Annotated in this window: 26 protein-coding genes; 12 read left to right on the top strand and 14 right to left on the bottom strand. The window is 40.3% G+C overall.

Features of this window, described 5'->3' with window-relative positions; translation table 11 throughout:
- Position 1: 1 nt before the first annotated feature.
- The 14 genes from NW213_RS07050 to NW213_RS06985 form a co-directional block, all read right to left on the bottom strand.
- The gene (locus tag NW213_RS07050; RefSeq protein ID WP_258322294.1) at positions 2-1,039 is read right to left on the bottom strand and encodes an ATP-dependent Clp protease proteolytic subunit; all 1,038 of its coding nucleotides are present in this window, start codon (positions 1,037-1,039) and stop codon (positions 2-4) included.
- A gap of 57 nt (positions 1,040-1,096) precedes the next feature.
- Positions 1,097-1,513: a hypothetical protein gene (locus tag NW213_RS07045; protein WP_258322293.1), complete on the bottom strand. Its 417-nt coding sequence runs from the start codon at positions 1,511-1,513 to the stop codon at positions 1,097-1,099.
- A gap of 57 nt (positions 1,514-1,570) precedes the next feature.
- Complete coding sequence (locus NW213_RS07040; RefSeq protein ID WP_235339304.1) at positions 1,571-2,053, bottom strand: hypothetical protein; 483 nt, start codon at positions 2,051-2,053, stop codon at positions 1,571-1,573.
- Positions 2,054-2,494: 441 nt separating this feature from the next.
- Entirely contained in the window at positions 2,495-2,845 is a 351-nt protein-coding gene (locus tag NW213_RS07035; RefSeq protein WP_258322292.1) for a hypothetical protein, read from the bottom strand.
- A gap of 310 nt (positions 2,846-3,155) precedes the next feature.
- Positions 3,156-3,665 (bottom strand): phage antirepressor N-terminal domain-containing protein, encoded by a 510-nt coding sequence (locus NW213_RS07030; RefSeq protein WP_258322291.1) that lies wholly within the window; start codon positions 3,663-3,665, stop codon positions 3,156-3,158.
- A gap of 21 nt (positions 3,666-3,686) precedes the next feature.
- Entirely contained in the window at positions 3,687-6,881 is a 3,195-nt protein-coding gene (dnaG, locus tag NW213_RS07025; RefSeq protein WP_258322290.1) for a DNA primase, read from the bottom strand.
- Between the two features lie 63 nt (positions 6,882-6,944).
- Positions 6,945-7,202 (bottom strand): hypothetical protein, encoded by a 258-nt coding sequence (locus NW213_RS07020; RefSeq protein WP_258322289.1) that lies wholly within the window; start codon positions 7,200-7,202, stop codon positions 6,945-6,947.
- An 11-nt stretch (positions 7,203-7,213) separates the two neighbouring features.
- The gene (locus NW213_RS07015; RefSeq protein WP_258322288.1) at positions 7,214-7,465 is read right to left on the bottom strand and encodes a hypothetical protein; all 252 of its coding nucleotides are present in this window, start codon (positions 7,463-7,465) and stop codon (positions 7,214-7,216) included.
- 2 nt (positions 7,466-7,467) lie between these two features.
- Entirely contained in the window at positions 7,468-8,049 is a 582-nt protein-coding gene (locus tag NW213_RS07010) for a hypothetical protein (RefSeq protein ID WP_258322287.1), read from the bottom strand.
- A 182-nt stretch (positions 8,050-8,231) separates the two neighbouring features.
- Positions 8,232-8,480 carry a hypothetical protein gene (locus tag NW213_RS07005; RefSeq protein ID WP_258322286.1) on the bottom strand — a complete coding sequence of 83 codons (249 nt, stop codon included), beginning with the start codon at positions 8,478-8,480 and terminating at the stop codon, positions 8,232-8,234.
- Positions 8,481-8,514: 34 nt separating this feature from the next.
- Positions 8,515-9,129 carry a hypothetical protein gene (locus NW213_RS07000; protein ID WP_258322285.1) on the bottom strand — a complete coding sequence of 205 codons (615 nt, stop codon included), beginning with the start codon at positions 9,127-9,129 and terminating at the stop codon, positions 8,515-8,517.
- A complete protein-coding gene (locus NW213_RS06995; protein ID WP_258322284.1) occupies positions 9,126-9,347 on the bottom strand; it encodes a hypothetical protein in 222 nt (73 codons plus the stop codon). Before NW213_RS06995 ends, NW213_RS07000 begins: the two co-directional genes overlap by 4 nt.
- On the bottom strand, positions 9,344-9,895 hold the full coding sequence (locus NW213_RS06990; protein WP_235354652.1) for a response regulator transcription factor: 552 nt from the start codon (positions 9,893-9,895) through the stop codon (positions 9,344-9,346). Before NW213_RS06990 ends, NW213_RS06995 begins: the two co-directional genes overlap by 4 nt.
- Positions 9,879-10,067, bottom strand: coding sequence for a hypothetical protein (locus NW213_RS06985; RefSeq protein ID WP_258322283.1), 189 nt, complete (start codon positions 10,065-10,067; stop codon positions 9,879-9,881). The genes NW213_RS06990 and NW213_RS06985 overlap by 17 nt, the downstream gene beginning before the upstream one ends.
- A gap of 153 nt (positions 10,068-10,220) precedes the next feature.
- Here NW213_RS06985 and NW213_RS06980 point away from each other — a divergent pair, with 153 nt between their 5' ends.
- From NW213_RS06980 to pheT, 12 genes are all read left to right on the top strand, one after another.
- Positions 10,221-10,574 carry a helix-turn-helix domain-containing protein gene (locus tag NW213_RS06980; RefSeq protein ID WP_235339315.1) on the top strand — a complete coding sequence of 118 codons (354 nt, stop codon included), beginning with the start codon at positions 10,221-10,223 and terminating at the stop codon, positions 10,572-10,574.
- An 8-nt stretch (positions 10,575-10,582) separates the two neighbouring features.
- Complete coding sequence (locus NW213_RS06975) at positions 10,583-11,140, top strand: helix-turn-helix domain-containing protein (RefSeq protein ID WP_235339316.1); 558 nt, start codon at positions 10,583-10,585, stop codon at positions 11,138-11,140.
- Positions 11,141-11,713: 573 nt separating this feature from the next.
- Positions 11,714-12,868 carry an aldose epimerase family protein gene (locus tag NW213_RS06970; protein ID WP_258322282.1) on the top strand — a complete coding sequence of 385 codons (1,155 nt, stop codon included), beginning with the start codon at positions 11,714-11,716 and terminating at the stop codon, positions 12,866-12,868.
- A 33-nt stretch (positions 12,869-12,901) separates the two neighbouring features.
- Entirely contained in the window at positions 12,902-14,647 is a 1,746-nt protein-coding gene (locus tag NW213_RS06965) for a sodium:solute symporter (RefSeq protein WP_258322281.1), read from the top strand.
- Positions 14,648-14,710: 63 nt separating this feature from the next.
- Positions 14,711-15,388, top strand: a complete 678-nt coding sequence (locus NW213_RS06960; protein WP_204392213.1) for an NUDIX domain-containing protein — start codon at positions 14,711-14,713, stop codon at positions 15,386-15,388.
- Between the two features lie 20 nt (positions 15,389-15,408).
- The gene (locus NW213_RS06955; protein ID WP_204392214.1) at positions 15,409-16,098 is read left to right on the top strand and encodes an L-ribulose-5-phosphate 4-epimerase; all 690 of its coding nucleotides are present in this window, start codon (positions 15,409-15,411) and stop codon (positions 16,096-16,098) included.
- Positions 16,099-16,162: 64 nt separating this feature from the next.
- Positions 16,163-17,689, top strand: coding sequence for an L-arabinose isomerase (araA, locus tag NW213_RS06950; RefSeq protein WP_258322280.1), 1,527 nt, complete (start codon positions 16,163-16,165; stop codon positions 17,687-17,689).
- Between the two features lie 90 nt (positions 17,690-17,779).
- On the top strand, positions 17,780-19,378 hold the full coding sequence (locus NW213_RS06945) for a xylulokinase (RefSeq protein ID WP_258322279.1): 1,599 nt from the start codon (positions 17,780-17,782) through the stop codon (positions 19,376-19,378).
- Positions 19,379-19,558: 180 nt separating this feature from the next.
- A complete protein-coding gene (locus NW213_RS06940; RefSeq protein ID WP_235339321.1) occupies positions 19,559-21,574 on the top strand; it encodes a transketolase in 2,016 nt (671 codons plus the stop codon).
- Positions 21,574-22,008, top strand: a complete 435-nt coding sequence (gene rpiB / locus NW213_RS06935) for a ribose 5-phosphate isomerase B (protein WP_204392222.1) — start codon at positions 21,574-21,576, stop codon at positions 22,006-22,008. Before NW213_RS06940 ends, rpiB begins: the two co-directional genes overlap by 1 nt.
- 137 nt (positions 22,009-22,145) lie before the next feature.
- A complete protein-coding gene (gene dnaB / locus NW213_RS06930; protein ID WP_258322278.1) occupies positions 22,146-23,708 on the top strand; it encodes a replicative DNA helicase in 1,563 nt (520 codons plus the stop codon).
- A gap of 91 nt (positions 23,709-23,799) precedes the next feature.
- Positions 23,800-26,262: a phenylalanine--tRNA ligase subunit beta gene (gene pheT / locus NW213_RS06925; protein WP_258322277.1), complete on the top strand. Its 2,463-nt coding sequence runs from the start codon at positions 23,800-23,802 to the stop codon at positions 26,260-26,262.
- The last annotated feature ends 14 nt before the right edge of the window (positions 26,263-26,276 follow it).

The following is a 26,276-nucleotide window of genomic DNA, read 5'->3' as shown; positions in this document are numbered from 1 at the left end:
ATTACAACAAATCTTTTACGTTGTTAAACATTTCGTTAGCTGAATTCAGTTTTGTGATGTCATCATTGTCATCACCTTCATCACCATTGATGTGTGTTGTTTCATCACCATCATTCTTCTTCAGGTTTTCGTTCTGAGTCTTGAGGTCTGAAATTTCATTGTCTTTATCAGAAGATTCCTTCTCAATGTTGGCAATGTGGTCGTTGATGGCTTTGACCTGGTCTTCAGTAAGAGTTACCTTACCATCTTTGTCAAATTCCATACCATCGATTTTCAAGATGGAATTGACTTTCTGATAATCCTTTTTCATAAACTTTTGAGTAGAATTTATTTGTGTCTTATTTTGAGCCTGTGTTGTTTCTATGTTTTGTGGCTTCAGAAATTTATTAACGAAGTTATTGAACCAGTTAGGTGCTTCATCATCCTTTGTTTCAGTTTTCTTATCTTGAGCCGGAAGTTCCGGAAGATGAAACATGTTGAAACGGATCTTCATGTCATCGTCAAAATTCAGCTTTGTACCGTCTTCAATGATCTCGTCAATGAAACCATATTCAAGTGCTTCTTTAGCTGTCAGCCAACGGCCTTCTTTCAGGATCGGAAGAATCTCATCAACTTTTTTCTTGCACTTGTTGGCATAAAGATTAGCCAGAACCAAGTCCATCTTATCATTCTCGAGCTTGTTTGCCTTCAAGTCGTCGATAAGCTGCTGAATCTGGTCTGCATTATAATTGCCCCAGGCATCTATCCAGTTTGAAACCTTATGAATAAGATAGAAAGCGTATTGTGACATGCAGGTTTTCTTTGCACCTGTAGCAAGAATTGTAGCAGCACTGGCTACATAACCATAAAGATAGCAAGTAACATTGCCATGGTCGATGAACTGCTGGCGAATATCAAGTGCATCGTCAACGGAACCACCGAGTGACGATACACGCACATTGACAGGCTTATTCTTTAAGCCTGACATCTGATTGCGGATAAAGTTCTTTGAATATCCCCAAGGGCCGATGTGCGAATCAATACTAAGGTTATATTCCATATAGTCAAAAATTTGTATATGCAATATTATACCTTATATATATTGTATAAAAAGACTCTAATCTAATATGGCAAGCATCGGAATTGTAGAAGTATAGGTAACAGTTACGGTAGCACCGGACTTTCCGCCAGGTGCAGAAGGAAAACTTTCGCTGTTTTCGATAACCGGATATGGTTTATCTGCTGAACCGATAAGAAACTCAGAACCGGTAACAGTTGTAACCTTGAAACAATATTTTTTGGATCCTGGAAGAAGTTTTTCACAACGGGTCATGGTAAGTTTAGTAGTGAAAACTCTCAGATTATTCTCAATTTTGTCGGAAATCTCTACAGAACTCAGTCCGATAGTTGAGATTTTTTCGAATTGCTGATAAACATTGAGGAACACTCCACGGTCGGCAATTATATCAGAGTGCTGAAGGTGATAGGCTTCGATGCACTCAACTTTTCGGATGTTATTAATGATGTGTATCATAATTATAGGTGTTTATATTATTGTGTTCGGTGTTGTTCGGTTCAGTACAAAAACGCATCACTCATCCGAGTGTTTTCGCGTTAAAGAACCTAAAAATATTCCTCTCCTACTGTAGGAAGTACGCATACGATAATATTTCTGACGAACAGTTTCAGAATAGTCATCATCAATACCGTGCATTTCGCACCAGGCTGCAATGGTCTTGTTAAGTCCACATTCACGTCTGGTAAGATCACTCATCTCATTCCAAAGATTTGCACGGAACAGATCTTCGATTGTTTCCTTTACTGCAGCTTTGGCTTTTTTACCAAGGTAGTTGTAATACTGGGGCGGTTTTGCTTTAGAGTCTGGAATAACAATAGCAGTGAGTTCATCATCTGCCAATTCCGGTAGAACTTCAGGTGGCCGTTTACGAAGGAAACGACGGATAACAGCATTCTCATTACTCTGAGGTGGAAACACTACAGGATTACCAAGGCTGTTATGCAGCCATTGTTTCAAATAAGGCTCAAGTTTGATGTAAAAAACGATGTTGCTCATAATAAGAAGATTACATATCACAAAGATAATATTTATATTACTTTTTAGACATATAAATCTACCACGAATTAAGTCTTAAGCAAAAAGTATTTCTCCAAGAATGACATACTTTTTGCCTTCTACACCTTCTACACTTTCTACAAATTACAAAAACTATTGATTATCAATAGTTTATAATTTTCTAAGGCTTCTACATTTGTAGAAATCCTGTAGAAAATGAAGTAATTTGTAGAAGGTTTTAACAATTTCATCATTTTGTAGAAATTTGTAGAAGGTTTGTAGAATAGATGTAGAATATATAAAACACTCATTTTCAACATTGTAGAAAGTGTAGAAGGTGTAGAAGCCATTTTCACCCCGTAGGAAAAGGTAAGAATAGACCTTGACATATATGAAAAATGCCCATACGGAAAACCGTACAGGCATCTTTCTACAATATTATTATTGGTATAATACATTACGAATCCTTTCATCTAATAGTCCATAAAGATTACTGACAGAATATGCTTTCTCGCAAAATGTCCTGCCGGACTTAAACCATACACGAGCTGAGAACTTTTGACCAGTATCAACTATCTTGATACGACGTACATCCGGAAACGCATCAAGAAAGTAGCTGCAAATCTTCTGTCTTATTTCAGAAGTGGTACTTGCCTTGCGATGACGAACACCGGTTACCGGATTATAAACTCTCAAAGCATTACTGTTGAATGAACGAATATCCGTTTCGTGGATTGACGTTCCGAAGCAGCTTAGCATAGCTGTATTGGAATCCTGATAAGTATGTAACATAATAATAAAAAAGTATCCGTGCCTGTCCCGCTGCTAATTCACATCTATCAGGAAATGCTAGCAGGCGCATTAACGCACTGCGACGGGGGTACACGGATACCAATATTTTAATGGTACTACCAAATATTCGGACATAAAAAATGCCTGCAATAAATGCAAGCCAATCGTCCTGCATTTCCTGAAATAAAATGAATTAGCACTGCAAATATGGTGATTTATTTTGGAATAGCAAAGAATAAACATAAAAAAAGAGCAAGCGTTTCACAACGATTGCCCTTATAAACTCTAAAAACATTAATTATAACCAATCTTAATCAAACAATTGAGGTTCGTTCTTTAATCTCTCTTCACGCAACTTATCCAGTTTTCTACGCTTCTCAGATATAGTCTGCTTCAACTGCTGCTGTTGCTGGTTAAGGTCAGCAATTTCTTCAAGCAATCTAATCTCAATCTGATTCTGTTCTATCTGGCGTTTCTGCGATCCGAAGAAGTGAGCGTAAAGAGCATCGTAACAACTGCGGCGGTAAGCACGAACCGCCTCTTGAGCTTCAGGTTTCACATTCTTGGGGTTGATAGTAAAGAGCCATCCGAAAATATAGCGGATAGGAAGGCAGCACATTTCACGCTCCTTTCTATCGGCTCCAACCGTGGTGCTCAGCACCATAGTTGAACTCAAATCTTCGTCATCTTTCAGCTTTTGCCATTGAACCTTGTAGTCAATACCCAATGCATCGCATATCGGACGGATAGGCACTAACTGTTCATCACTTGTGGCAACGATGTCCACATTGTTTACTCTTGTAATAATTTTTGTTTCCATAATTCTTTAATATTAAAATGTTCAATCTAATTCATCATCGGTAGATTCTCTACCTTCAACCTCTACCTCGAGGTTGATATTATATGTATCACGTATCATCTTATAATCGAAACATAGTGCGATATCCGGGGTTGATGTCTTGCGGTAAGTGATACCGCCTGTACCTGTCTGTTCTGCTTTCTGTACCTCGACACCATTCTGTATGTTCTTAAAACGAACAGAGTTCTTTTTACCCATATACTCCTTAGAGTTCTCGAGGTAGTAATTCAGTGAACCTTCAGGAAGGACTGAGTCACCTACCTGTTTGCCGAACTTTTTATAAAGCATAAATATTCGACTGCGTCTCATCATCAATACTGCCTTGGGTTCCTGGAACTGTTGTTCTATTTTAATCAGGTTAGTCTTTAACTTATTGACATATTCAATACGGTAGTCACCTTCGATAAAGATTTCTCCATCCTGCTGAAGGAACGAAACGACATTCCAGAAGTTGGCCAGCTCGTTGTTACTCTTACATTCAGCGTTCTGACGTACTATGCCTTCGAGTGTAACCTTGCGGATATCCTGGTATGAGAACGGCAAGTCGAGGACACCCTCGAGTGTTCTGAAAGCAGCAAGAGGTATTATCCAGTTACGGAGAATGCGGTCTTCAACCTTTTCCGCTCCAAGCCCCTCGATAATATCAGACAGGCATGAATGATAGTTGCTTACGAACTGTTGCTCCATTTTGGCACGATGACGCAATATCAGCAGGGTTAAATGTGATAAGCCACGTTTGCGGATATCAACCAGTTCACTATATCTTTTCTTCTCAGCATCGGAAAACTCCGATTTTGAGAAGGTAAGGAATACAAGACGGCTGAAGAGTGCGATATCAGCAGTTGCCATTTCCTGACCGGAAAGGATAACACCGGAATCAACGGCTGTTATCTCACGTTTCTTGTCTCGATCCATATTGATACGGCTTCGTCCGGCTCCATCCCACAAACCTTTTAGATACTCACGTTTGTCAATGTCGATGTTGTTTTTAAACTCATCGATATGTACCAGGGCATTGGAACACTGAGCGACCAGTTCTGCCAATGCCGGAATAGTAGCATTCTGTATGTTAGGCGGTGTATTGTCGATGATGAATAATGACATAAGGCTGTGTCCGAGTTCAGACTTACCAGAACCTTTAGGTCCGAAAAGGTTGAGTATCGGGAAGCTCTTGGTATAGCCTGTAATGACATCACGGAATAATGTAGCAAGAAGGAAACATATACCTACCTTGGCATTATCACCGAACACAGCTACAAGTTTTGTGAAGTATTCCTTCATAGATATCCCGGAATAGTTCAAGTGAACGAATCTGCGTTCGAACTGGAACAGCTTATCATCATCACGATATATCATGCTTGATGCCGGCAAGTAGTAATTACCTTTATCTGCCAGGCGAACGATACCATATTCATCAACCTGATGCCATTCGGTGTCGAAAACTCCATTACCAAAAGCATAGAATCCTTTGCGTTGCCAACCGAGCTGAGTTATTTCAACTGCTGTTTCTGTCTGCTCATAAAGATACATTTTCAACCTGGTCATTTCTTTTTCTGTAGCCAACCAGATATAGTTACCAAGACCTTCAACCTTTTGCTTGAACTTTGATAACGACACAAGGTCTTCTTGTTTCATCTCAACAATCTCTTCCTGTTTGTTCTGATTCCTGATACGATACAAGCGCTTAGGGTTCAAGCTATCCTTGATATGAAACATAGGCTGCATCACGAAGTTAGACCATTGAAATTCCTTACCGTCATTTGTGCTATAGTAGCAGTTGTTTGACTCAAAGAAACCATATTTGGCCAACAGGTCACGATTAATAGTCTTTGTTTTGTCGGCTTTGGATTCTGAGATTTTTTGTTTCTCACGGTTTATGGCCGTTTGCCATAGTTTACCATGGTTATAAATTTTCTTCAGTTGTTCAAGATACATCTGCTCCTTTACATCATCGCCTACCATGGCAACCATCTGAGCAATCTTGGTTACTGCAGAACTTTTGTCTTCAGTGGTACCGTCAGCCTTGAAAGCATATCCGGCATACCAGGTTATGAAATCAACTTCTTCAAGATCCTTGAACCTAGTACGATTTGTACAGTATGAATCCGGATCATTCTTAGTGTTGCCATCACCTATAGGAATCTCTTTAACCGATACGGAAAAACCGCACTCCATGGCCAGTTGCCCGGACTTGATAACAGCAGCTATTCCGGTACCGTATTGTTCGCCTTGTTTGACTGCATCAGCATCAGGAAGAAAGCATATCGATGTGGCATATTTCTTCAGCTGATAGAACTGTTTCTTTGTCCACGCTGCACCCAGTGACGCAATGGTATTGTTTATGCCAAGGCTTTGCAAGCGAATAACATCAGGTGCACCTTCAACACAATAGAACTTCTCTTCTTTTGCAGCCTGACGAATTGCATTATCAATACCGAATATACTATCTGATTTATCATATATCTCGCTCTGGCAAGAGTTGAGATATTTGGGAGTACCTTCAACCTCGCTCATGTCTCGAGCAGTCCAACCAATGATATTCCTAAAGCGATCACGGATAGGTATCATGATTCGGTCACGGTAGAAATCATAATAACCACCTTCCTTACGCTGTCGGATCAGTCCACATTCAACCATCAGTTCTGCTGAGTACCCGGCCTTTAAAGCTGCATCTGCCAATGATGACCATGAAGGCAAGGCGTAACCGATACCCTGTTCCAGAGGATATTGTTCGCCCCATCTTTGTTTAATTTTTGAACGGGCTGCATCAGCTTCAGGTTTTGCAAGATTTGAGATAAAGAAATCCGAAGCAAAAGCATTAATGGCAAACATAGACTCACGTTTGCGGATAGCTTTCAATTCATCCGGGCTTTTCTTTTCGTTTTTGTCCTCGATATCGATACCGTACTTATCAGCCAGCCAATGACAGGCTTCAGGAAAATTCATGTTATTAATCTTCTGAACAAACCGTATCACGTTCCCACCTTCCTTACAGGCACCAAAGCAGTACCACAATCCTCGTGCCTGGTCCACCATGAACGAAGGTGTATCCTCGGAATGAAAAGGACAACATGCCTTATACCTCACACCGGCACGCTGCAGCTGGACGAACTGACCGACAACATCAACAATATCGGCACGGTCGAGGATTTTTTCTATGTCTGAATTAGATATCATGTTTTAGAGTTTTAGGAGTGTCCGGCAAATATGGATAATTTGCCGGCTATTAAAAATTACACTTCAGTCGGTGAAGTGAATATCATAATCACGCAATCTGTTATTATTGTTGATGTTGTAACATCGGCCACATCCATCCCATCGGACACGTTTTCGCCTGGTTATATTTGTGACCATGCCGTTCATCAGCGTGCGCCTGGTGACAGTTATGTAACCGGTAACTTTGCGTACAAGCATATCGGTAGTGTAATATACATGCTCAATCTGTTTTGTCGGGAAGATTTTCTCCCATGTTGCTATGTTGTGTAGTTTTGCCCCCATATATCATTCGTTTAATCAACGTAACACCATCCGAAAATCTTAAAAGCGGGAATACTAAAACTGCGTTCACTATTAACCTCATTAATACACAGCTCTTTCTTATCGGTTAAAATACCTTCGCTAGTAACATTAATGAATGAAGAACCATTCTCTAACTGTATAAATAAAGGTCTTGTTTTATCCACTTTTTCAATGTTATTGATACCAAAATTCAATAATCTTGTCTTACCGTTCTTTAGTGTTATTTTTATACGTGTTATCATAATTAATACAGTTTATCGTGTTTATAAGGTCGTAATTCATTATATTTCATCTTACGTTCGATATACCATAGTATATCAATATTGTTCTGAGATGAATAGTCTATAGTGCCACCAAGGATATATAATATCTTAGCCTGTAATGGCTGCTCTTCATGTGATAACATGAATGCTGTTTTCAGACAGAATTCAGTCCATGTATCAGTAACAGTTTTCATCTGACCAATCATATTATTAATATATGAAAGGTCTAAATTACGTAATCCAGCAAGGTCTAACAACCGAATACATGTATCTGCAAGCTCATCCTCAAATGAATCCTTAATGAAGAAACTATATTGATTTTTGAACGCATAATTATAAACATCAGGTTCAAGATTCTGCGTATCAAAATAATTCATTCGACTGTTGTAGTCTTCTGTTTTTGCTCTTTTACCACACCTATTAGCATTAGTCGCTTCCGCCAGTTCTGTAATAACTAACCAGAGAAAATGCTCATCACTTAGTTCTGTATCATGCCAACCATGAGCTTTTGCGCACTCATAGGCTCTATCTCTTAATTCATTAATATTTATTTTGTTTGTCATAATCAAAAACTTTTATTCAATAAGATTAAAACCTTCTTCAATGAATTAATCCACAACGGATCAACACCATGTTCACGAAAGAATCGCATCCATTTTCTTGCATGATATTTCTGCATCCTACGTTTTTTGATATACTTAAGTCGATTGATATGAATTACATTTTTTTTCTTTACCATAGCACCTTATTGAACTTCGTTAAATGTGTATTCGATTGATAATATTTTCTTAGAAACCACACGGATTGCATTATCCAGGTTGTAATCCTTAAATCGCATCTTGTTACTTTCACCATGAATAACATCCATAAGATTTGATAATTTCTCCATAATCGGAATACGCTTGCTCTGTCGATAACCGCCAAGTTTCTCTTTTAGAAGGATATCCATGTAATGATTATGTACATCGCAAATTGAAATTATTATCTGAACCATTATAGCAGTTACTCTTATCTGAGTGTATGGCCAATCAGGATGATACTTTAACCATATATTGGATATGGTATAGTAACATCAGTGTAAGATCACAATTAAATGTCTTCTTAAGCTCAAGCGTTTTATCGATTACTCGTTGCTGATGTGCGAAATCAAGATCATGCTTTACGAAATAGTAATATTCATCACGCAGTTTGCGTATCTCTCTGGTAGTATTTCTAAGTAAGCTAATCTTGTTATCGGCACACATCTTGACAACATCCATTGCGTACTCCCATGCCAACTGGTAAATGATTAGTGGAGTAACGGCCATCATGCCTTTTTCATCAGGAGAAAGTACCATATTCAAACGTTTCTCATCATTCTCCATCATAACCTTGAATGTCTCCTTTTGGATTTCTCCAATAGTAGTAATCACCCATGAGAATGAATCTGAATTGATTTTATATTTCCGTTTAGTTCCGGATAGCTGTACTGACAGACCTGTAGCGCCTGATTTAAGATTTCTTATACCAAGTATCTTGAAAAGCTGTCCAACTTTGATTTTAGGTTGAACCTTATCACTGCATTTCCTGGCAGTTATTTTAATCAGATCACCAATCTTGTGAATGTCTGATTTTGTCATTGAAATTGTATCTGAAGTAATCATAGATGTTGATAATAAGTTCTTACATACTGAATTTCTTCGCCTAATCTAATCAACATGTCAGGACTGGAATATTGAATAGTAAGGATGACAAAATCTTTGTCATCATCATAATCTGTAACATCAATAATGGATAAATCTTTTTCCGAATAAATTGAAAAAATTCTTTCCCGTAATATTTCCGTCTTATCCTTATAATAGACAACTTTTTGTGTATTCATATATTCAAGTTATTATACCAGGTTATAATCTGGCTTGTGTTCTTTAATTCTAACTTAACCTTAATGGCCTGTATTGTATTGTGGACCGTATGGATTGAAACAAATAGCTTATCTGAAATCTCTTGTGGTGTCAGTCCTTCAGCCAGTGCTGCAGCTATCTGCATTTGTCTTACACCAAGAACTGAAGTTCGTTTCGGATTGCATATTATGTTTTCGTATTCACAATCTTTTGTGCCTCTTAGAGGACAATGTACTTGCTCGAGATTAATATTACCATTAATGAAATCAATCTTCTGAGTGTCGAACTCACCGCAATTACATCTTAGGAACCTGTGTACCATTTTATAGTTCTTGAACCTTGGATTCTTAGAAGCCTTAGAATAACATTTATCAAGTGCACGGTACGCATCTGAATAACACTCGCGTATGGTATCAAGTATATCATCAACAACATCACGGCTGGATTCAGATAAAAGTGATGTCTTCTGTCCGTCATCATACATTACATAACCTGAAGGAGTGTTGTAGAATTCAAGTTGATTTTTCATTTTCTTGTTTAATAAACTTCTCTATCGCCTCACGCTCGAGTTTAGTCCAAGAGTCTTTCTTCATTTTAGTAAAGAAAGAAGGGTAAGAAATGTCGCAAAGCTCGAGAACATCTCGAATGAACTTACTCTTGTCTTTGCCCGTAAGTGATGAATAATAGTTAGATATTACCATTTTTGTTACTTTTTAGATGATTATATTATTTACTATTGATTTAATTATTAATTTTATAATGCAAACATACAAAATAATGTGATTAATCACATATTATTCTGTGATTAAATTACATAATAATATATTATTTAGAACCATTATAATTAAATTATTATGTTCAAACCTGAAAGAATTGCATCACTTATAGACGAACAGAGAATATCAAAAAAAGACTTTTGCGAATCTGTAGATATAGCAGTACAAACCCTTGACAATGTACTTAAAAGAGGTTCAGAAATAGGTTGCATAAAGTTAGAACGCATAGCAGACTACTTTAATGTACCTATGGATTACTTCTTTGATAGAGACAAACAAGCTTTACATAATATTGGACACAATATCACAGGAAACTATAACAAAGTCAATGGTAACATAAGCATAAATGAATATGAAAAAGAAATAGTATATCTCAAAGAGTTACTCGCCGAAAAAGAAAGGACTATACAGATTCTTATGAAAGATAAATAAATCAAGATATGTTTAAAGGATATATCATAGAAGTATTAATAAACGAAAGAAGAGTCAAAAAGGCTGAAATTTATCGTTTTGCTAATATACAAAAGGCTACGCTTGATAATATAATTAAAGGAACAAACATACCTAACTGTAATACACTGGAGAAGATTGCTGACTTTTTCAACGTACCTATTGATATATTCTTTGAAAGAGACATAAATATAAAAGATAATACAATGTATAATGGTAATGTTATCAAACAATTATTGTTAGACAAGAAAGTACCAAATAAGGAACTTTTAAGATACATCGGCACTGAAGCAAATGCTTCACTGGCCCAAATCGTAAACGGGAATCCTACAGTAAAACGTCTGGAAAAAGTAGCAGATTTCTTCGGTGTTTCTATGGACACATTTTTTGAAAGGGAGAAACCTTTTAAACAAACAGGAATTTCAAAAAACGATGATACCTTATATTATATAGAGAAAATTGAACTTCTTGAAAAAATCATAAAAGAGAAAGATGAGCGTATCAAGCTATTAGAAAATGTAAATCAGCTACTTACAAAACATACCTGACGGACTGATTCAGGACTCAAGAGATATAAAAAACATAGTATTATAAAGCGTAATATATTGATAATCAGATATGACTATCTTAAAGAAAATGTCATTAGAGTTCGAGCCTCTCTTCCCGTGCAGAAGTAAAAAGCTGTAACTCAATAAGTTGCGGCTTTTGCTGTTTTAGAGGTCGGACAAATGTCGGACACAATTTTGGATCAACGTAAAAACCTGAGGGATTCTGAAATTAGGCATAAATTTTCGATAGTCTGAACAGAAAGGAAGCCTCATCTCTCCGGACATCAAACCATATCAAGATATCCAACACAGAAAAACTATCATAGTTTACTATAATTCTACTCTTATTTTCCACAAAAATCAGCAATTCATACGTTTTTAAAAAACGACCTGTCATTTTTTTAACAGATATTCACATCGCTGATAGGAAGAAAATACGATAAAACATCAACCTTAAATCGATAAGTGTAAAAACAACACTTTAATGCTGTATAACATATATTTTTTTGAACAATGGAATAAAATAAGTGTTACTTTTACACCGTGAAAAAACATTTACCATTTAATATATTAATGAGAAACATGAAAAAGTCATTTTTAAGTATGGGAGCTGCAATCATACTATTGAGTGGATGCGCCTCACAAGAGAAGAAAACTGAGTTGACACTTTCAGGACTTGACCCAGCTAAATTTGAAACTATTATTGACGGAAACAAGAAAACGGGTCTATACAGACTTACCAACAATAACGGAATGGAGGTCTGTGTAACAAACTTCGGAGGTAGAATAGTTTCCATCATGGTACCTGACAAGAACGGAAAAATGACTGACGTGGTACTTGGATTCGATAATATAAATGACTATCAGAATATACCAAGTGACTTCGGAGCAAGCATAGGCAGATATGCAAACAGAATAAACAAGGGGAAAATAAATATTGACGGACAGGAAATACAACTTCCTACAAACAACTTCGGACATTGCCTGCATGGCGGACCTACCGGATGGCAATATCAGGTATATGAGGCAAATCAAACAAACGACAGCACTATCGTACTTACAATGAAATCGGCTGATGGAGACAACAATTTCCCTGGCAATGTTACAGCTAACGTAACATATACTCTGACATCAGACAATGCAATAGACATTAAATATGATGCTACAACAGATAAGACGACTGTCATAAACATGACTAATCACTCTTATTTCAACTTAAGCGGAGATATGTCGAAACCTGCAACTGACCATATACTATATGTAGCATCCGACAGTATAACTCCAGTTGACAGTACATACATGACCACAGGTGAAATGATGGCAGTAAAAGATACTCCTTTCGACTTCAATACACCAAAAACAATTGCTCCTGACGTAACTGCATTCGACAACGAACAGGTGAAATTCGGAAATGGCTTCGATCACAACTGGGTACTGAACACAAAAGGTGATGATACAAAAGTGGCAGCCAGACTTACAAGTCCTATAAGCGGCATAACACTGGAAGTTTATACTAACGAACCGGGGATACAGGTTTATACAGGAAATTTCCTTACAGGAGAAGTTAAAGGAAAACAAGGTATAGCATACCCACAGCGTGCTTCAGTATGTCTTGAAACACAACATTATCCTGACAGCCCAAACAAACCACAATGGCCTTCTGTAATACTGAAACCTGGTGAAACATATTACAGCCATTGCATTTTCAAATTCGGAACTGAGAAATAACATATAGTATAATATCATAAAAACACTTTTATCATGAATTGGAGTTCAAAAGAATTTATTTGGTTGGACTGGGCTGTTCTGGTCATAGGTATTTTAGGAGTAGCATGGGCTGTTTGGCGTGCAGTACGTAAGGACAAGCTTGCAATGCAGGGAGCCGACAGTCAGGATTATTTGTTTGGAAAAGGTGAACCATGGTACGTTATCGGTGCTGCAATCTTTGCAGCCAACATCGGTTCAGAACACTTAGTAGGACTTGCAGGTACAGGAGCAAAAGACGGTGTAGGTATGGCACACTGGGAAATGCAGGGTTGGATGATTCTTATTTTGGGATGGTTGTTTGTTCCATTCTATCAGTTATTGAACAACAAAATGGGCAAGATTATCACTATGCCTGACTTCCTGAAATACCGTTATACTCAGAGAACAGGTTCATGGTTGAGTATCATCACATTGATTGCATATATTCTTACAAAAGTCAGCGTTACAGCTTTCACAGGCGGTATCTTCTTCGAATATCTGCTCGGCCTTCCTTTCTGGTGGGGAGCTTTGGGACTGATTGCCATTACTGCCGTATTTACAGTATTGGGAGGTATGAAAGGAGTTATGACAATGTCTGCTATTCAGACACCTATCCTTATCATAGGCTCGTTCCTTGTACTATTCTTAGGATTATCTGCACTTGGACATGGAAGCATTGTAGATGGATGGAGCAACATGATGGACTATGCACGTTCTGCTCACGACGGATATGGAATAAACCATATGTTCCACTGGGACGAAGGCGATCCTATGTATCCTAAATTCCCTGGATTTGCAGTATTCATCGGAGCATCTATCATCGGTTTCTGGTACTGGTGTACAGACCAGCACATAGTTCAGCGTGTACTCGGACAGCAGAAAGGCGAATCGGACGACGTAGTAATGAAACGTGCCCGCAGAGGTAGTATAGCTGCTGGTTATTTCAAACTTCTTCCTGTATTCATGTTCCTTATCCCAGGTATGGTAGCTGTTGCTTTGGCACAAGATCCAAACAGCGGTATTGTAATGGATCTTACAAACCAGCACGACACTGACGGAGCATTTGCAATGATGGTGAAAAATATTCTTCCTGCAGGAGTGAAAGGATTGGTGACAATCGGTTTCATATGTGCCTTGGTTACATCTCTTGCAGCATTCTTCAACAGTTGTGCAACTCTGTTTACAGAAGACTTCTACAAACCAATGCGTCAGGGCAAGAGCGAAGCACACTATGTATTCGTAGGACGCGTAGCTACAGTAGTGGTTGTTATCCTCGGATTGCTATGGTTACCTATCATGATGAACATGGACAATCTGTACAGCTACTTGCAGGACATCCAGTCACTGTTGGCACCTGCAATGGTAGCAGTGTTCACTCTCGGTATATTCTCTAAGAAAATCACTCCTAAAGCAGGTGAATGGGGACTTATCGGTGGTTTCATCATAGGTATGATAAGACTCATTACAAACGTAATAACAAAGAGTGGTACAGCAGCCATGGAAGGCTCTTTCTGGGATGCTACAGCTTGGTTCTGGCAGACCAACTGGTTGATATTCGAAATATGGTTACTGGTATTCCTGATTGTATTCATGATTGTTGTGTCTTGCTTCACTCCTAAACCATCAGCACAACAGATAGAAGCAATAACATTTACAGACAGCTATAAAGAACTTATCAGAAAGAGCTGGAACAAGTGGGACGTAATAGCAACACTTGGAGTTATAGTCCTTTGCGGATTATTCTATGCATATTTCTGGTAATAAAAATAAATATTGTTCTACATTTGCATATTCAATGTAGAACAATATAAAATCTGTATTTACATGACAGCTTATTACAAACAAAATCCAAAATTCTACGTCGGCATTGACTGTATAATATTCGGTTTCGACAAAGGCGAACTGAACCTCCTACTGTTAAAGAGAAATTTTGAGCCAGCTAAAGGGAAATGGTCTCTTATGGGAGGGTTTATACAGGAAAATGAAAGCGCCGATGATGCCGCAAAACGTGTGTTGAGCGAACTTACAGGACTGGAAAACGTCTATATGGAACAAATCGGTGCTTTTGGAGATGTTGACAGAGATCCGGGAGAAAGAGTTATATCGTTGGCCTATTACGCACTTATAAACATTAACGAATACGACTGCGAACTGGTTCAGCAGCACAATGCACACTGGGTAAACATTAACGAAGTTCCCGAATTGATTTTCGACCACTCGGAAATGGTAAGGAAAGCCAGGAAGATAATGAAGGAAAAGGCATCGCATAAGCCTATAGGCTTCAACCTGCTTCCTGAACTGTTCACCCTGACACAACTGCAAAATCTTTATGAAGCCATTTACGGTGAAACCATGGACAAGAGAAACTTCCGCAAGCGCATAGCCGAAATGGACTTTATAGAACAGACAGACAAAATAGACAAAACCGGATCGAAAAGAGGTGCACGCCTGTTCAAATTTAATGACAAGGCATACGAAAAGGATCCGAAATTCAAAATTTGACTAAAAAAAACGACTCAAATATGTTAGAAGCATTAAAAGAAAAAGTATTCCATGCCAATCTTGATTTGGTGAAACATGGACTTGTTATTTTCACTTGGGGAAACGTTTCTGCCATTGACCGCGAAACAGGACTTGTAGTAATCAAGCCTAGTGGCGTTTCATACGACGAGATGAAAGCAGAAGACATGGTAGTAGTTGACCTGGAAGGCAAAGTAGTAGAAGGCAATCTTCGTCCGTCAAGCGACACTCCTACTCACCTTGTACTTTATAAGGCATTCCCTGAAATTGGCGGTGTGGTACATACACACTCCACTTATGCCACTGCCTGGGCACAGGCCGGACTTGACATTCCAAACATAGGAACGACTCATGCCGACTATTTCCACGAAGCTATTCCTTGCACTGCAGATATGACAGAAGAAGAAGTGAAAGGTGAATACGAAAAGGAAACAGGAAATGTGATAGTAAAACGTTTCGAAGGAATGAATCCGGTACACACTCCGGGAGTATTGGTGAAAAACCACGGTCCTTTCTCATGGGGTAAGGATGCCAACGATGCAGTTCACAATGCCGTAGTTATGGAACAGGTAGCCAAAATGGCAAGCATTGCATATGCAGCTAACCCAAACCTTACGATGAATCCTCTGCTGGTGGAAAAACACTTCAACCGCAAGCATGGTCCTAACGCTTATTACGGACAGAAAAAGTAAAAACATCTGAAATTAATAAATACTGAAATAAACAAATTATTACCTATTAATAAAATAAAAAATTATGAACGCATTCAGTCAGTATGAAGTATGGTTCGTAACCGGAGCACAGCTCCTTTACGGAGGCGACGCAGTAATAGCAGTCGATGCACACAGTAATGAAATGGTAGCAGGTCTTAACGAAAGTGGAAAACTTCCTGTTAAGGTTGTATATAAAGGCACTGCAAACTCTTCAAAAGAAGTAGAAGCAGTATTCAAGGCAGCAAACAATGATGAAAAATGTATCGGTGTAATCACATGGATGCACACATTCTCTCCTGCCAAAATGTGGATTCACGGACTTCAGCAGTTGAAGAAACCTTTGCTGCATCTACACACTCAGTTCAACAAGGAAATTCCTTGGGACACTATGGATATGGACTTCATGAACTTGAACCAGAGCGCACACGGCGACCGCGAATTCGGTCATATCTGCACACGTATGCGTGTACGCCGCAAAGTTGTTGTAGGCTACTGGAAAGACGAAGAAACACTCAGCAAGATTGCCGTTTGGATGAGAGTATGTGCTGCATGGGCTGATTCTCAGGATATGCTCATCTTGCGTTTCGGCGACCAGATGAACAATGTAGCCGTAACAGACGGTGACAAGGTTGAAGCAGAACAGCGTATGGGATACCATGTTGACTACTGCCCGGTAAGCGAACTGATGGAATACCATAAAAATGTCAAGGATGAAGAAGTTGAAGCTTTGGTTAAAACTTACTTCAGCGAATATGACCATGATGCAGAACTTGAAGACAAATCAACTGAAGCATATCATAAAGTATGGAACGCTGCCAAGGCTGAACTTGCACTACGCGCTATCCTGAAAGCTAAAGGTGCCAAAGGTTTTACTACAAACTTCGACGACCTCGGACAGACAGACGGAAGCCATTTCGACCAGATTCCGGGTCTTGCTTCACAGCGTCTGATGGCAGAAGGATACGGCTTCGGTGCTGAAGGTGACTGGAAATCAGCAGCCCTCTACCGTACTGTATGGGTAATGAACCAGGGACTTGCAAACGGCTGCTCATTCCTTGAAGACTACACTTTGAACTTCGACGGAAAGAACAGTTCTATTCTTCAGGCACACATGCTGGAAGTTTGTCCGTTGATTGCTGCCAAGAAACCTCGTCTGGAAGTTCACTTCCTCGGCATAGGTATCCGCAAGAGCCAGACAGCTCGTCTTGTATTTACTTCAAAGGTTGGTACAGGATGTACAGCTACAGTTGTTGACCTCGGAAACCGTTTCCGCCTCATCGTAAATGATGTAGAATGTATCGAGCCAAAACCATTGCCAAAACTTCCTGTTGCTTCCGCACTTTGGAAACCAATGCCTGACTTCGAAGTTGGTGCAGGTGCATGGATTCTTGCAGGTGGTACTCACCACTCTTGTTTCTCATATGACTTGACAGCTGAATACTGGGAAGACTATGCAGAAATCGCAGGTATCGAAATGGTTCATATCAACAAAGATACTACTATCAGTGAGTTCAAGAAAGAGCTTCGCATGAATGAAGTTTACTACATGCTGAACAAAGCTCTTTGCTAATAAATTGATTATATTGCCTTAATTAAAAGTGCTCGGCGAGCAATCGTTTGTAGCACTTTTATTTTTTTAGAACTTAAAAACTTAAAATCTATGAGTCTTAATGCTAAATCAACAATAGAAAGCGGGAAAGCCATTTTGGGTATCGAATTCGGTTCTACAAGAATCAAGGCCGTATTGATAGACGAAGAGAATAAACCCATCGCCCAAGGAAGCCACACATGGGAAAACCAACTTGAAAACGGTTTGTGGACATACAGTATTGATGCTATATGGAACGGAGTACAGGACTGTTATGCAGACCTCCGCGCAAACGTAAACAAGGAATACGGAATTGAAATTGAAACCCTGGCTGCAATCGGCGTAAGTGCAATGATGCATGGCTATATGGCTTTCAACGACAAAGAAGAAATCCTCGTACCTTTCCGCACATGGAGAAACACCAACACAGGCAAGGCTGCCGCAGAATTGTCTGAGCTGTTCGTATATAACATTCCTTTAAGATGGAGTATATCACATCTCTATCAGGCTATCCTCAACAAGGAAGAACACGTAAAAGACATAACATTCCTGACAACATTGGCAGGATATGTACACTGGCAGATAACAGGGGAAAAAGTTCTTGGAATAGGTGATGCATCCGGCATGCTGCCTATCAATCCAGAAACAAAGAACTATTCTGCCGAATTGGTAAAGAAATTCAACAATCTCGTAGCTCCATACGGATTTAACTGGACTCTTGAAGATATTCTTCCTAAAGTACTTCTGGCTGGCGAAAATGCAGGTTGCCTTACAGAAAAAGGTGCAAAAATGCTCGACGTTTCAGGACATCTGAAAGCAGGTATTCCTGTTTGCCCTCCTGAAGGCGATGCCGGAACAGGTATGGTAGCTACAAATGCTGTTAAACAGCGCACAGGTAACGTATCTGCAGGTACTTCTTCTTTCTCAATGATTGTATTGGAAAAAGATTTGTCGAAACCATACGAAATGATTGATATGGTCACTACTCCTGACGGAAGCCTTGTGGCAATGGTTCACTGCAACAACTGTACTTCCGACCTAAACGCATGGGTAAACATCTTCAAGGAATATCAGGAGCTGATGGGTATTCCTGTAGATATGGACGAGATATTCGGAAAACTTTACAACAACGCCCTGAAAGGTGATGCCGACTGCGGCGGACTTATCTCATACAACTACTTCTCAGGCGAACCTGTAACAGGACTTGAAGAAGGCCGCCCTCTGTTCGTTCGTAATGCAAGTGATAAATTCAATCTTGCCAACTTCATGCGCGCACATCTGTATGCTTCTGTAGGAGTGTTGAAAATAGGTAACGACATCCTGTTCAATGAAGAGAAAATCAAGGTTGACAGAATCACAGGCCATGGTGGTCTGTTCAGAACTAAAGGTGTAGGACAAAGAGTTCTTGCCGCAGCCATCAACTCTCCTATATCGGTAATGGAAACAGCAGGCGAAGGCGGTGCATGGGGAATAGCACTACTTGGTTCTTATTTAGTGAACAATGACAAAAAACAATCACTTGCCGACTTCCTGGATGAAAAGGTATTTGCCGGAAATACAGGTACAGAAGTATCTCCTACTGCAGAAGATGTAGCAGGATTCAACAAATACATAGAAAACTACAAGGCTTGCATACCTGTTGAAGAGGCCGCTGTGAAATACAAAAAGTAAAGAGTATTTTTGACAATAAGTAGGCATGAAACAGCCTGAATATCTGATATTTCTATTCAATTAATGATAAAAAAAGCTTTTGTTCAGGTTGTTATTTACATATAAATGTTATATTTTTGCTCAAAAATTCAGAGAACATAAGAAAACTGATAGAAACATTCAACAAAATAATCAATTAATATGAACAGCAAACAAGTAATGAACCATGCTGCCGACAACATCCGTATTCTGGCAGCTTCAATGGTAGAAAAAGCTAAGTCAGGACACCCAGGTGGTGCTATGGGTGGTGCAGACTTTATCAACGTTCTGTATTCAGAATATCTGCAGTACGACCCTAAAAATCCTAAATGGGAAGGAAGAGACCGTTTCTTCCTCGATCCGGGACACATGTCTCCTATGCTGTATTCTCAATTGGCTTTGGCCGGAAAATTCACTATCGACGAACTTAAACAACTCCGTCAGTGGGGCTCACCTACTCCGGGACATCCAGAAGTTGACGTAGAACGCGGTATTGAAAATACATCCGGACCACTTGGACAAGGACATACTTTTGCTGTGGGTGCTGCTATCGCTGCAAAATTCCTTGCTGCTCGTACAGGTAACCCTACTTTCGCTAAAGAAACTATCTATGCATATATCTCTGACGGTGGTATCCAGGAAGAGATTTCTCAGGGTAGCGGACGTATAGCAGGTCACCTTGGACTTGATAACCTTATCATGTTCTACGACTCTAACGACATCCAGCTTTCTACTGAAACTAAAGATGTAATGACAGAAGACACTGCCATGAAATACCGTGCATGGGGATGGTATGTTATTGAAATCAACGGTAATGACTGCGACGAAATCCGCAAGGCTCTTGACGCAGCTAAAGCTGAGACAAAACGCCCAACTCTTATCATAGGTAAATGTATCATGGGTAAGGGTGCACGTAAAGACGACAACTCTTCTTACGAACACAATTGCAAGACTCACGGTGCTCCTCTTGGTGGCGATGCATACAAGAATACAATGATAAATCTTGGTGCTGACCCTGAAAACCCATTCGTAATCTTCGACGACGTAAAAGAACTTTACGCAAAACGTGCACAGGAACTTGAAACTATTGTAGCTGCAAGATATGAAGAAGAAAAAGCATGGGCTGCTGCAAATCCTGAAAAAGCTGCTCAGTTGAAAGAATGGTTCAGCGGTGCTGCTCCTAAAGTTAATTGGGCCGGAATACAGCAGAAAGCTAATGATGCTACTCGTAACGCATCTGCAACTGTTCTTGGTGCTCTTGCTGAACAGGTTCCTAACATGATCTGTTCTTCTGCCGACCTTTCTAACTCTGACAAGACTGACGGTTTCTTGAAGAAAACTCATGCATTCCAGTCAGGCGACTTCAGTGGAGCATTCTTCCAGGCTGGCGTTGCAGAACTTACTATGGCATGCTGCTGCCTTGGTATGGCTCTTCACGGTGGTGTAATCGCTGCTTGCGGTACATTCTTTGTATTCTCAGACTATATGAAACCTGCAGTGCGTATGGCTGCTTTGATGCAGTTGCCTGTCAAGTTCATCTGGACTCACGACGCATTCCGTGTAGGTGAAGACGGTCCTACTCACGAACCTGTTGAACAGGAAGCACAGATCCGTCTGATGGAAAAACTGAAAAACCACCACGGAAAGAACTCTATGCTTGTTCTTCGTCCTGCTGATGCTAAGGAAACTACTGAGGCTTGGAAACTTGCAATGGAAAACATCGACACTCCATCTGCATTGATCCTTTCTCGTCAGAACATCAACGACCTTCCTGAAGGTACAAATTATGCTGAAGCTGCCAAAGGTGGTTACATTGTAACTGATGCTGAAGGTACTCCTGACGTTATCATGGTTGCTTCAGGTTCTGAAGTTTCTACACTTGTTGCCGGTGCTGAACTGTTGCACAAAGACGGTATCAAGACACGTATCGTTTCTGTTCCTTCTGAAGGTCTGTTCCGCAGCCAGAGCAAGGAATATCAGGAAAGCGTTATCCCGACTGGAGCTAAAGTATTCGGACTCACAGCAGGTCTTCCTGTAAACCTTGAAGGACTTGTAGGTCCTAACGGAAAGGTTTGGGGTCTTGAATCATTCGGTTTCTCTGCACCATACAAAGTATTGGACGAAAAATTGGGATTCACAGCAGAAAATGTATATAACCAAGTAAAAGCAATGTTATAATGAAAATAGTAGGACTCGCATCCGATCATGCAGGATTTGAACTGAAACAGTATGTTAAGCAGTGGTTGGAAGCAAAAGGATTAGAATACAAAGATTTTGGAACTTACTCTACTGAAAGTTGCGATTATCCTGACTTCGCACACCCATTGGCAGAAGCTGTAGAGGCTGGCGAATGTTATCCGGGAATTGCAATATGCGGTAGTGGCGAAGGAATTGGCATCACACTGAACAAGCATCAGGGAATACGTGCAGCACTTTGCTGGATTCCTGAAATAGCTAAACTGTCACGCCAGCATAATAATGCAAACGTTCTTGTTATGCCTGGAAGATTTATTGACACTGAAATGGCAGACAAGATTATGACAGAATTCTTCAATACTGAATTTGAAGGTGGACGTCATCAGAAAAGAATAGATAAGATTCCAGTAAAATAATCCTTGTCTTATAACAATATAAAAAATAGGAAGATAGCTGATATGGCTTTCTTCCTATTTTTTTTCATATTTAGTTTTTAGATAAATCACAATAAATAGGAAAATCTTATCTTTGCAAAAAAATTATACCATAGATAATGGCTACTACACAGAAAAGACCCGCACGAACAACAAAGGTAAGTAAAGAAAAACTTACGGATGAATATGGACACCTTCAGCCTCAGGCTCCGGAGTTGGAGAAGGCTGTACTTGGTGCACTGATGATTGAAAAGGATGCCTACTCGCTTGTGAGTGAGATTCTTAAACCGGAATCTTTCTACGAGCACAGACATCAGCTGATTTATGCAGCCATAACAGATCTGGCAATACAGCAGAAACCTATCGACTTGCTTACAGTGACAGAACACCTGCGATTCATGGGAAATCTGGATGAAGTTGGAGGTCCGTTCTATATTACTCAGTTGAGCGGTATGATGGCATCGTCTGCACATATCGAATACCACGCACGCATAATAGCACAGAAATACCTCGCCAGAGAGCTTATAACTTTCACAAGCAACATTCAGAAAAAGGCTTTCGACGATACTGAAGACGTGGACGATATAATGCAGGAAGCCGAAGGACGTCTGTTCGAAATCTCGCAGCAGAACATGAAGAAAGACTATACTCAGATCAATCCTGTGATACAGGAAGCGTATGAGATGCTTCGAACTGCTGCCGCCCGTACCGACGGTTTGAGTGGTCTTGCAAGCGGTTTCCATAAACTTGACAAGATGACTTCCGGATGGCAGAACTCCGACCTTATCATCATTGCAGCACGTCCTGCGATGGGTAAGACCGCGTTCGTGCTTTCTATGGCCAAGAACATAGCCGTAAACAATAAGGTGCCGGTAGCATTATTCTCGCTTGAAATGAGTAACGTCCAGTTGGTCAACCGTTTGATTGTAAACGTGTGTGAGATACCTGGCGAGAAAATCAAAAGCGGACAGCTTGCTCCATACGAATGGGGACAGCTGGACTATAAGATAAAGGAACTGTATGATGCTCCTCTATATGTCGATGATACTCCTTCACTGTCGGTATTCGAACTAAGAACAAAAGCGCGCCGTCTGGTGAGAGAACATGATGTGAAAATCATCATCATCGACTACCTGCAGCTGATGAATGCCAGCGGTATGTCGTTCGGCAGCCGTCAGGAAGAAGTCAGCACTATATCACGTTCGCTCAAAGGTCTTGCCAAGGAATTGAACATACCTATCATAGCCCTGAGTCAGCTGAACCGTGGTGTGGAAAACCGTGAGGGTGTAGATGGCAAGCGTCCGCAGTTGAGCGATCTCCGTGAATCCGGAGCCATCGAGCAGGATGCCGATATGGTTTGCTTCATCCACCGTCCTGAATACTACAAGATATATACCGACGAAAAGGGTAATGACCTACACGGTATGGCCGAAATCATTATTGCAAAGCATCGTAATGGTGCCGTGGGCGACGTGCTTCTGCGATTCCGCGGCGAATTTGCACGATTCCAAAATCCGGAAGACGAAATGATTGTACCATTGCCTACCGAAGAGAATGCGACACCGGTCATACGTTCGAAGATGAACAAGGGAAATGGCTCCATACCTCCCCCACCGGCAGATATGGCTCCTGTGCAGGATGGAAATCCGTTTGGCGGACCATTGCCTGACGTACCGTTCTGATTTCGCAAAAAAACTTTTACGCAGTCTTGTAAACCAAATATTTATATTAACTTTGCGCATCATTCATAAAAATACATAAAACTATCTATATATGAATATTTCTTATAACTGGCTGAAAGAATATGTCAATTTCGATTTGACTCCAGATGAAGTAGCAGCCGCACTTACCTCAATCGGTCTCGAAACCGGAGGCGTAGAGGAAGTTCAGACTATAAAAGGAGGTCTCGAAGGACTTGTAGTAGGTGAAGTCCTGACTTGCGAGCCTCATCCAAACTCAGACCACATGCACGTCACTACTGTAAACTTGGGACAGGGAGAGCCTGTACAGATAGTTTGTGGTGCAGCTAACGTAGCAGCAGGTCAGAAAGTAATCGTAGCAACTCTTGGAACAAAGCTTTACGATGGCGACGAATGTTTCACCATCAAGAAATCAAAACTCCGTGGTGTAGAATCAAACGGTATGATTTGTGCGGAAGATGAAATCGGTGTGGGAACAAGCCACGACGGTATCATCGTTCTTCCTGCAGACACTGTTCCGGGAACTCCTGCAAAAGAATACTACAATATAAAGAGCGAATACGTACTTGAAGTCGATATCACTCCAAACCGTTCGGATGCATGCTCACACTATGGTGTGGCTCGCGACCTTTATGCGTGGTTAATCCAGAATGGCTACAAGGCTGAACTGAAACGTCCTTCAGTAGATGCTTTCAAAGTAGATAGCAACAATCTGAATATCGACATCGAAGTGGAAAACACTGAAGCATGTCCAAGATACGCTGGTATCGCCATCAAGAACGTAACCGTAAAGGAAAGTCCTGAATGGCTTCAGAACAAACTTCGCCTTATCGGTGTTCGACCTATCAACAATATCGTCGATATTACAAACTATATACTTCATGCTTACGGACAGCCAATGCACTGTTTCGATGCAAACAAGATTAAAGGTGGCAAAATAGTAGTAAGAACATGTGCTGAAGGTACTAAGTTCGTTACACTTGATGAAGTGGAACGTACACTTTCTGAACGCGACCTCATGATTTGCAACGCAGAAGAACCAATGTGTATTGCCGGAGTATTCGGTGGTCTTGATTCAGGTACTACTGAATCTACAACAGACGTATTCCTTGAAAGTGCATACTTTAACCCTACTTGTGTTCGTAAGACTGCACGCCGTCACGGACTGAGCACAGACTCTTCATTCCGTTTCGAACGTGGTATCGACCCTAACATCACTATCTATGCACTGAAAGAAGCTGCAATGCTGGTAAAAGAACTTGCCGGCGGTGAAATAGCTTCTGAAATCAAGGACAACTACCCTGCTCCTATCGCTGATTTCGCTATCGAACTTTCATACGATTATGTAAATACACTTATCGGAAAGGTTATCCCTGCCGAAACAATCAAGAGCATAGTAAGCAGTCTTGAAATGAAGATTGTGAACGAAACAGCTGAAGGTCTTTCTCTTCTTGTTCCTCCTTACCGTGTTGACGTACAGCGCCCATGCGACGTAGTGGAAGATATCCTCCGTATCTATGGATATAACAATGTAGAGATCCCTACCAGCCTGAAATCAAGCATCAACGTCAAAGGTGCTGAAGACAAGTCTGTAAAACTTCAGAACATCGTTTCTGAACAGCTCGTAGGATGCGGATTCAATGAAATAATGAACAACTCGCTTACTGCTGCTGCCTATTACGAAGGACTTGAAACTTACAAGCCTGAAAACTTGGTTCGCCTGATGAACCCATTGAGCAACGACTTGAACGTAATGCGTGCAACTCTGCTGTTCGGTGGCCTTGAAAGCATCCAGCACAATGCAAACCGTAAGAATGCAGATTTGAAATTCTTCGAATTCGGTAAGTGCTACCACTTCAACGAAGAAAAGAAGAACCCAGAAAAGATTCTTGCCGCATATTCTGAAGAACTTCACCTAGGTATGTGGGTTACAGGTAAGCGCGTAAGCAACTCATGGGCACATGCTGACGAAAATTCTTCTGTTTATGAGCTTAAAGCATACGTTCTCAATATCTTCCGTCGTCTTGGTGTAAACTTCGGTGGCCTTGTATTCGGAAATCTTACAGACGATATCTACTCTGTAGCGATATCAGTACATACTCGTGGAGGAAAACTGTTGGCTACATTCGGAGTAGTAAGCAAGAAGATTCAGAAGGCATTCGATATAGACAATGAAGTTTACTTTGCCGACATCATGTGGAACGAACTGATGAAATCAATCAAAGGCAACAGAGTAACTTACAAGGAAATATCCAAGTTCCCTGCCGTAAAACGTGACCTCGCATTGCTCATCGACAAGAACGTTCAGTTTGCTGAAATCGAAAAGATAGCTTACGAAACAGACAAGAAGCTCTTGAAATCAGTAGAACTGTTCGACGTTTACGAAGGCAAGAACCTCGAAGCAGGCAAGAAGAGCTACGCTGTTAGCTTCATGCTTCAGGACGAGAATGCCACTCTGAACGACAAGCAGATTGACAAGTTCATGCAGAAACTTATTACAAACCTGCAGAACAAGCTTGATGCTAAATTGAGATAACATTACAATAATAA

Origin of the sequence: Bacteroides sp. ET336 (assembly GCF_024733815.1) — a bacterium.
Classification (GTDB): domain Bacteria; phylum Bacteroidota; class Bacteroidia; order Bacteroidales; family Bacteroidaceae; genus Phocaeicola; species Phocaeicola cellulolyticus.
The sequence above is the reverse complement of the archived record's forward strand: the minus strand, read 5'-3'. Positions and strand labels throughout refer to the sequence as shown.

What these genes read in the sequence shown, in the direction of transcription:
- NW213_RS07050 (WP_258322294.1), bottom strand. Translation starts at nt 1,039, where the DNA reads ATGGAATATAACCTTAGTATTGATTCGCACATCGGCCCTTGGGGATAT.
- NW213_RS07045 (WP_258322293.1), bottom strand. Translation starts at nt 1,513, where the DNA reads ATGATACACATCATTAATAACATCCGAAAAGTTGAGTGCATCGAAGCC.
- NW213_RS07040 (WP_235339304.1), bottom strand. Translation starts at nt 2,053, where the DNA reads ATGAGCAACATCGTTTTTTACATCAAACTTGAGCCTTATTTGAAACAA.
- NW213_RS07035 (WP_258322292.1), bottom strand. Translation starts at nt 2,845, where the DNA reads ATGTTACATACTTATCAGGATTCCAATACAGCTATGCTAAGCTGCTTC.
- NW213_RS07030 (WP_258322291.1), bottom strand. Translation starts at nt 3,665, where the DNA reads ATGGAAACAAAAATTATTACAAGAGTAAACAATGTGGACATCGTTGCC.
- dnaG (WP_258322290.1), bottom strand. Translation starts at nt 6,881, where the DNA reads ATGATATCTAATTCAGACATAGAAAAAATCCTCGACCGTGCCGATATT.
- NW213_RS07020 (WP_258322289.1), bottom strand. Translation starts at nt 7,202, where the DNA reads ATGGGGGCAAAACTACACAACATAGCAACATGGGAGAAAATCTTCCCG.
- NW213_RS07015 (WP_258322288.1), bottom strand. Translation starts at nt 7,465, where the DNA reads ATGATAACACGTATAAAAATAACACTAAAGAACGGTAAGACAAGATTA.
- NW213_RS07010 (WP_258322287.1), bottom strand. Translation starts at nt 8,049, where the DNA reads ATGACAAACAAAATAAATATTAATGAATTAAGAGATAGAGCCTATGAG.
- NW213_RS07005 (WP_258322286.1), bottom strand. Translation starts at nt 8,480, where the DNA reads ATGGTTCAGATAATAATTTCAATTTGCGATGTACATAATCATTACATG.
- NW213_RS07000 (WP_258322285.1), bottom strand. Translation starts at nt 9,129, where the DNA reads ATGATTACTTCAGATACAATTTCAATGACAAAATCAGACATTCACAAG.
- NW213_RS06995 (WP_258322284.1), bottom strand. Translation starts at nt 9,347, where the DNA reads ATGAATACACAAAAAGTTGTCTATTATAAGGATAAGACGGAAATATTA.
- NW213_RS06990 (WP_235354652.1), bottom strand. Translation starts at nt 9,895, where the DNA reads ATGAAAAATCAACTTGAATTCTACAACACTCCTTCAGGTTATGTAATG.
- NW213_RS06985 (WP_258322283.1), bottom strand. Translation starts at nt 10,067, where the DNA reads ATGGTAATATCTAACTATTATTCATCACTTACGGGCAAAGACAAGAGT.
- NW213_RS06980 (WP_235339315.1), top strand. Translation starts at nt 10,221, where the DNA reads ATGTTCAAACCTGAAAGAATTGCATCACTTATAGACGAACAGAGAATA.
- NW213_RS06975 (WP_235339316.1), top strand. Translation starts at nt 10,583, where the DNA reads ATGTTTAAAGGATATATCATAGAAGTATTAATAAACGAAAGAAGAGTC.
- NW213_RS06970 (WP_258322282.1), top strand. Translation starts at nt 11,714, where the DNA reads ATGAGAAACATGAAAAAGTCATTTTTAAGTATGGGAGCTGCAATCATA.
- NW213_RS06965 (WP_258322281.1), top strand. Translation starts at nt 12,902, where the DNA reads ATGAATTGGAGTTCAAAAGAATTTATTTGGTTGGACTGGGCTGTTCTG.
- NW213_RS06960 (WP_204392213.1), top strand. Translation starts at nt 14,711, where the DNA reads ATGACAGCTTATTACAAACAAAATCCAAAATTCTACGTCGGCATTGAC.
- NW213_RS06955 (WP_204392214.1), top strand. Translation starts at nt 15,409, where the DNA reads ATGTTAGAAGCATTAAAAGAAAAAGTATTCCATGCCAATCTTGATTTG.
- araA (WP_258322280.1), top strand. Translation starts at nt 16,163, where the DNA reads ATGAACGCATTCAGTCAGTATGAAGTATGGTTCGTAACCGGAGCACAG.
- NW213_RS06945 (WP_258322279.1), top strand. Translation starts at nt 17,780, where the DNA reads ATGAGTCTTAATGCTAAATCAACAATAGAAAGCGGGAAAGCCATTTTG.
- NW213_RS06940 (WP_235339321.1), top strand. Translation starts at nt 19,559, where the DNA reads ATGAACAGCAAACAAGTAATGAACCATGCTGCCGACAACATCCGTATT.
- rpiB (WP_204392222.1), top strand. Translation starts at nt 21,574, where the DNA reads ATGAAAATAGTAGGACTCGCATCCGATCATGCAGGATTTGAACTGAAA.
- dnaB (WP_258322278.1), top strand. Translation starts at nt 22,146, where the DNA reads ATGGCTACTACACAGAAAAGACCCGCACGAACAACAAAGGTAAGTAAA.
- pheT (WP_258322277.1), top strand. Translation starts at nt 23,800, where the DNA reads ATGAATATTTCTTATAACTGGCTGAAAGAATATGTCAATTTCGATTTG.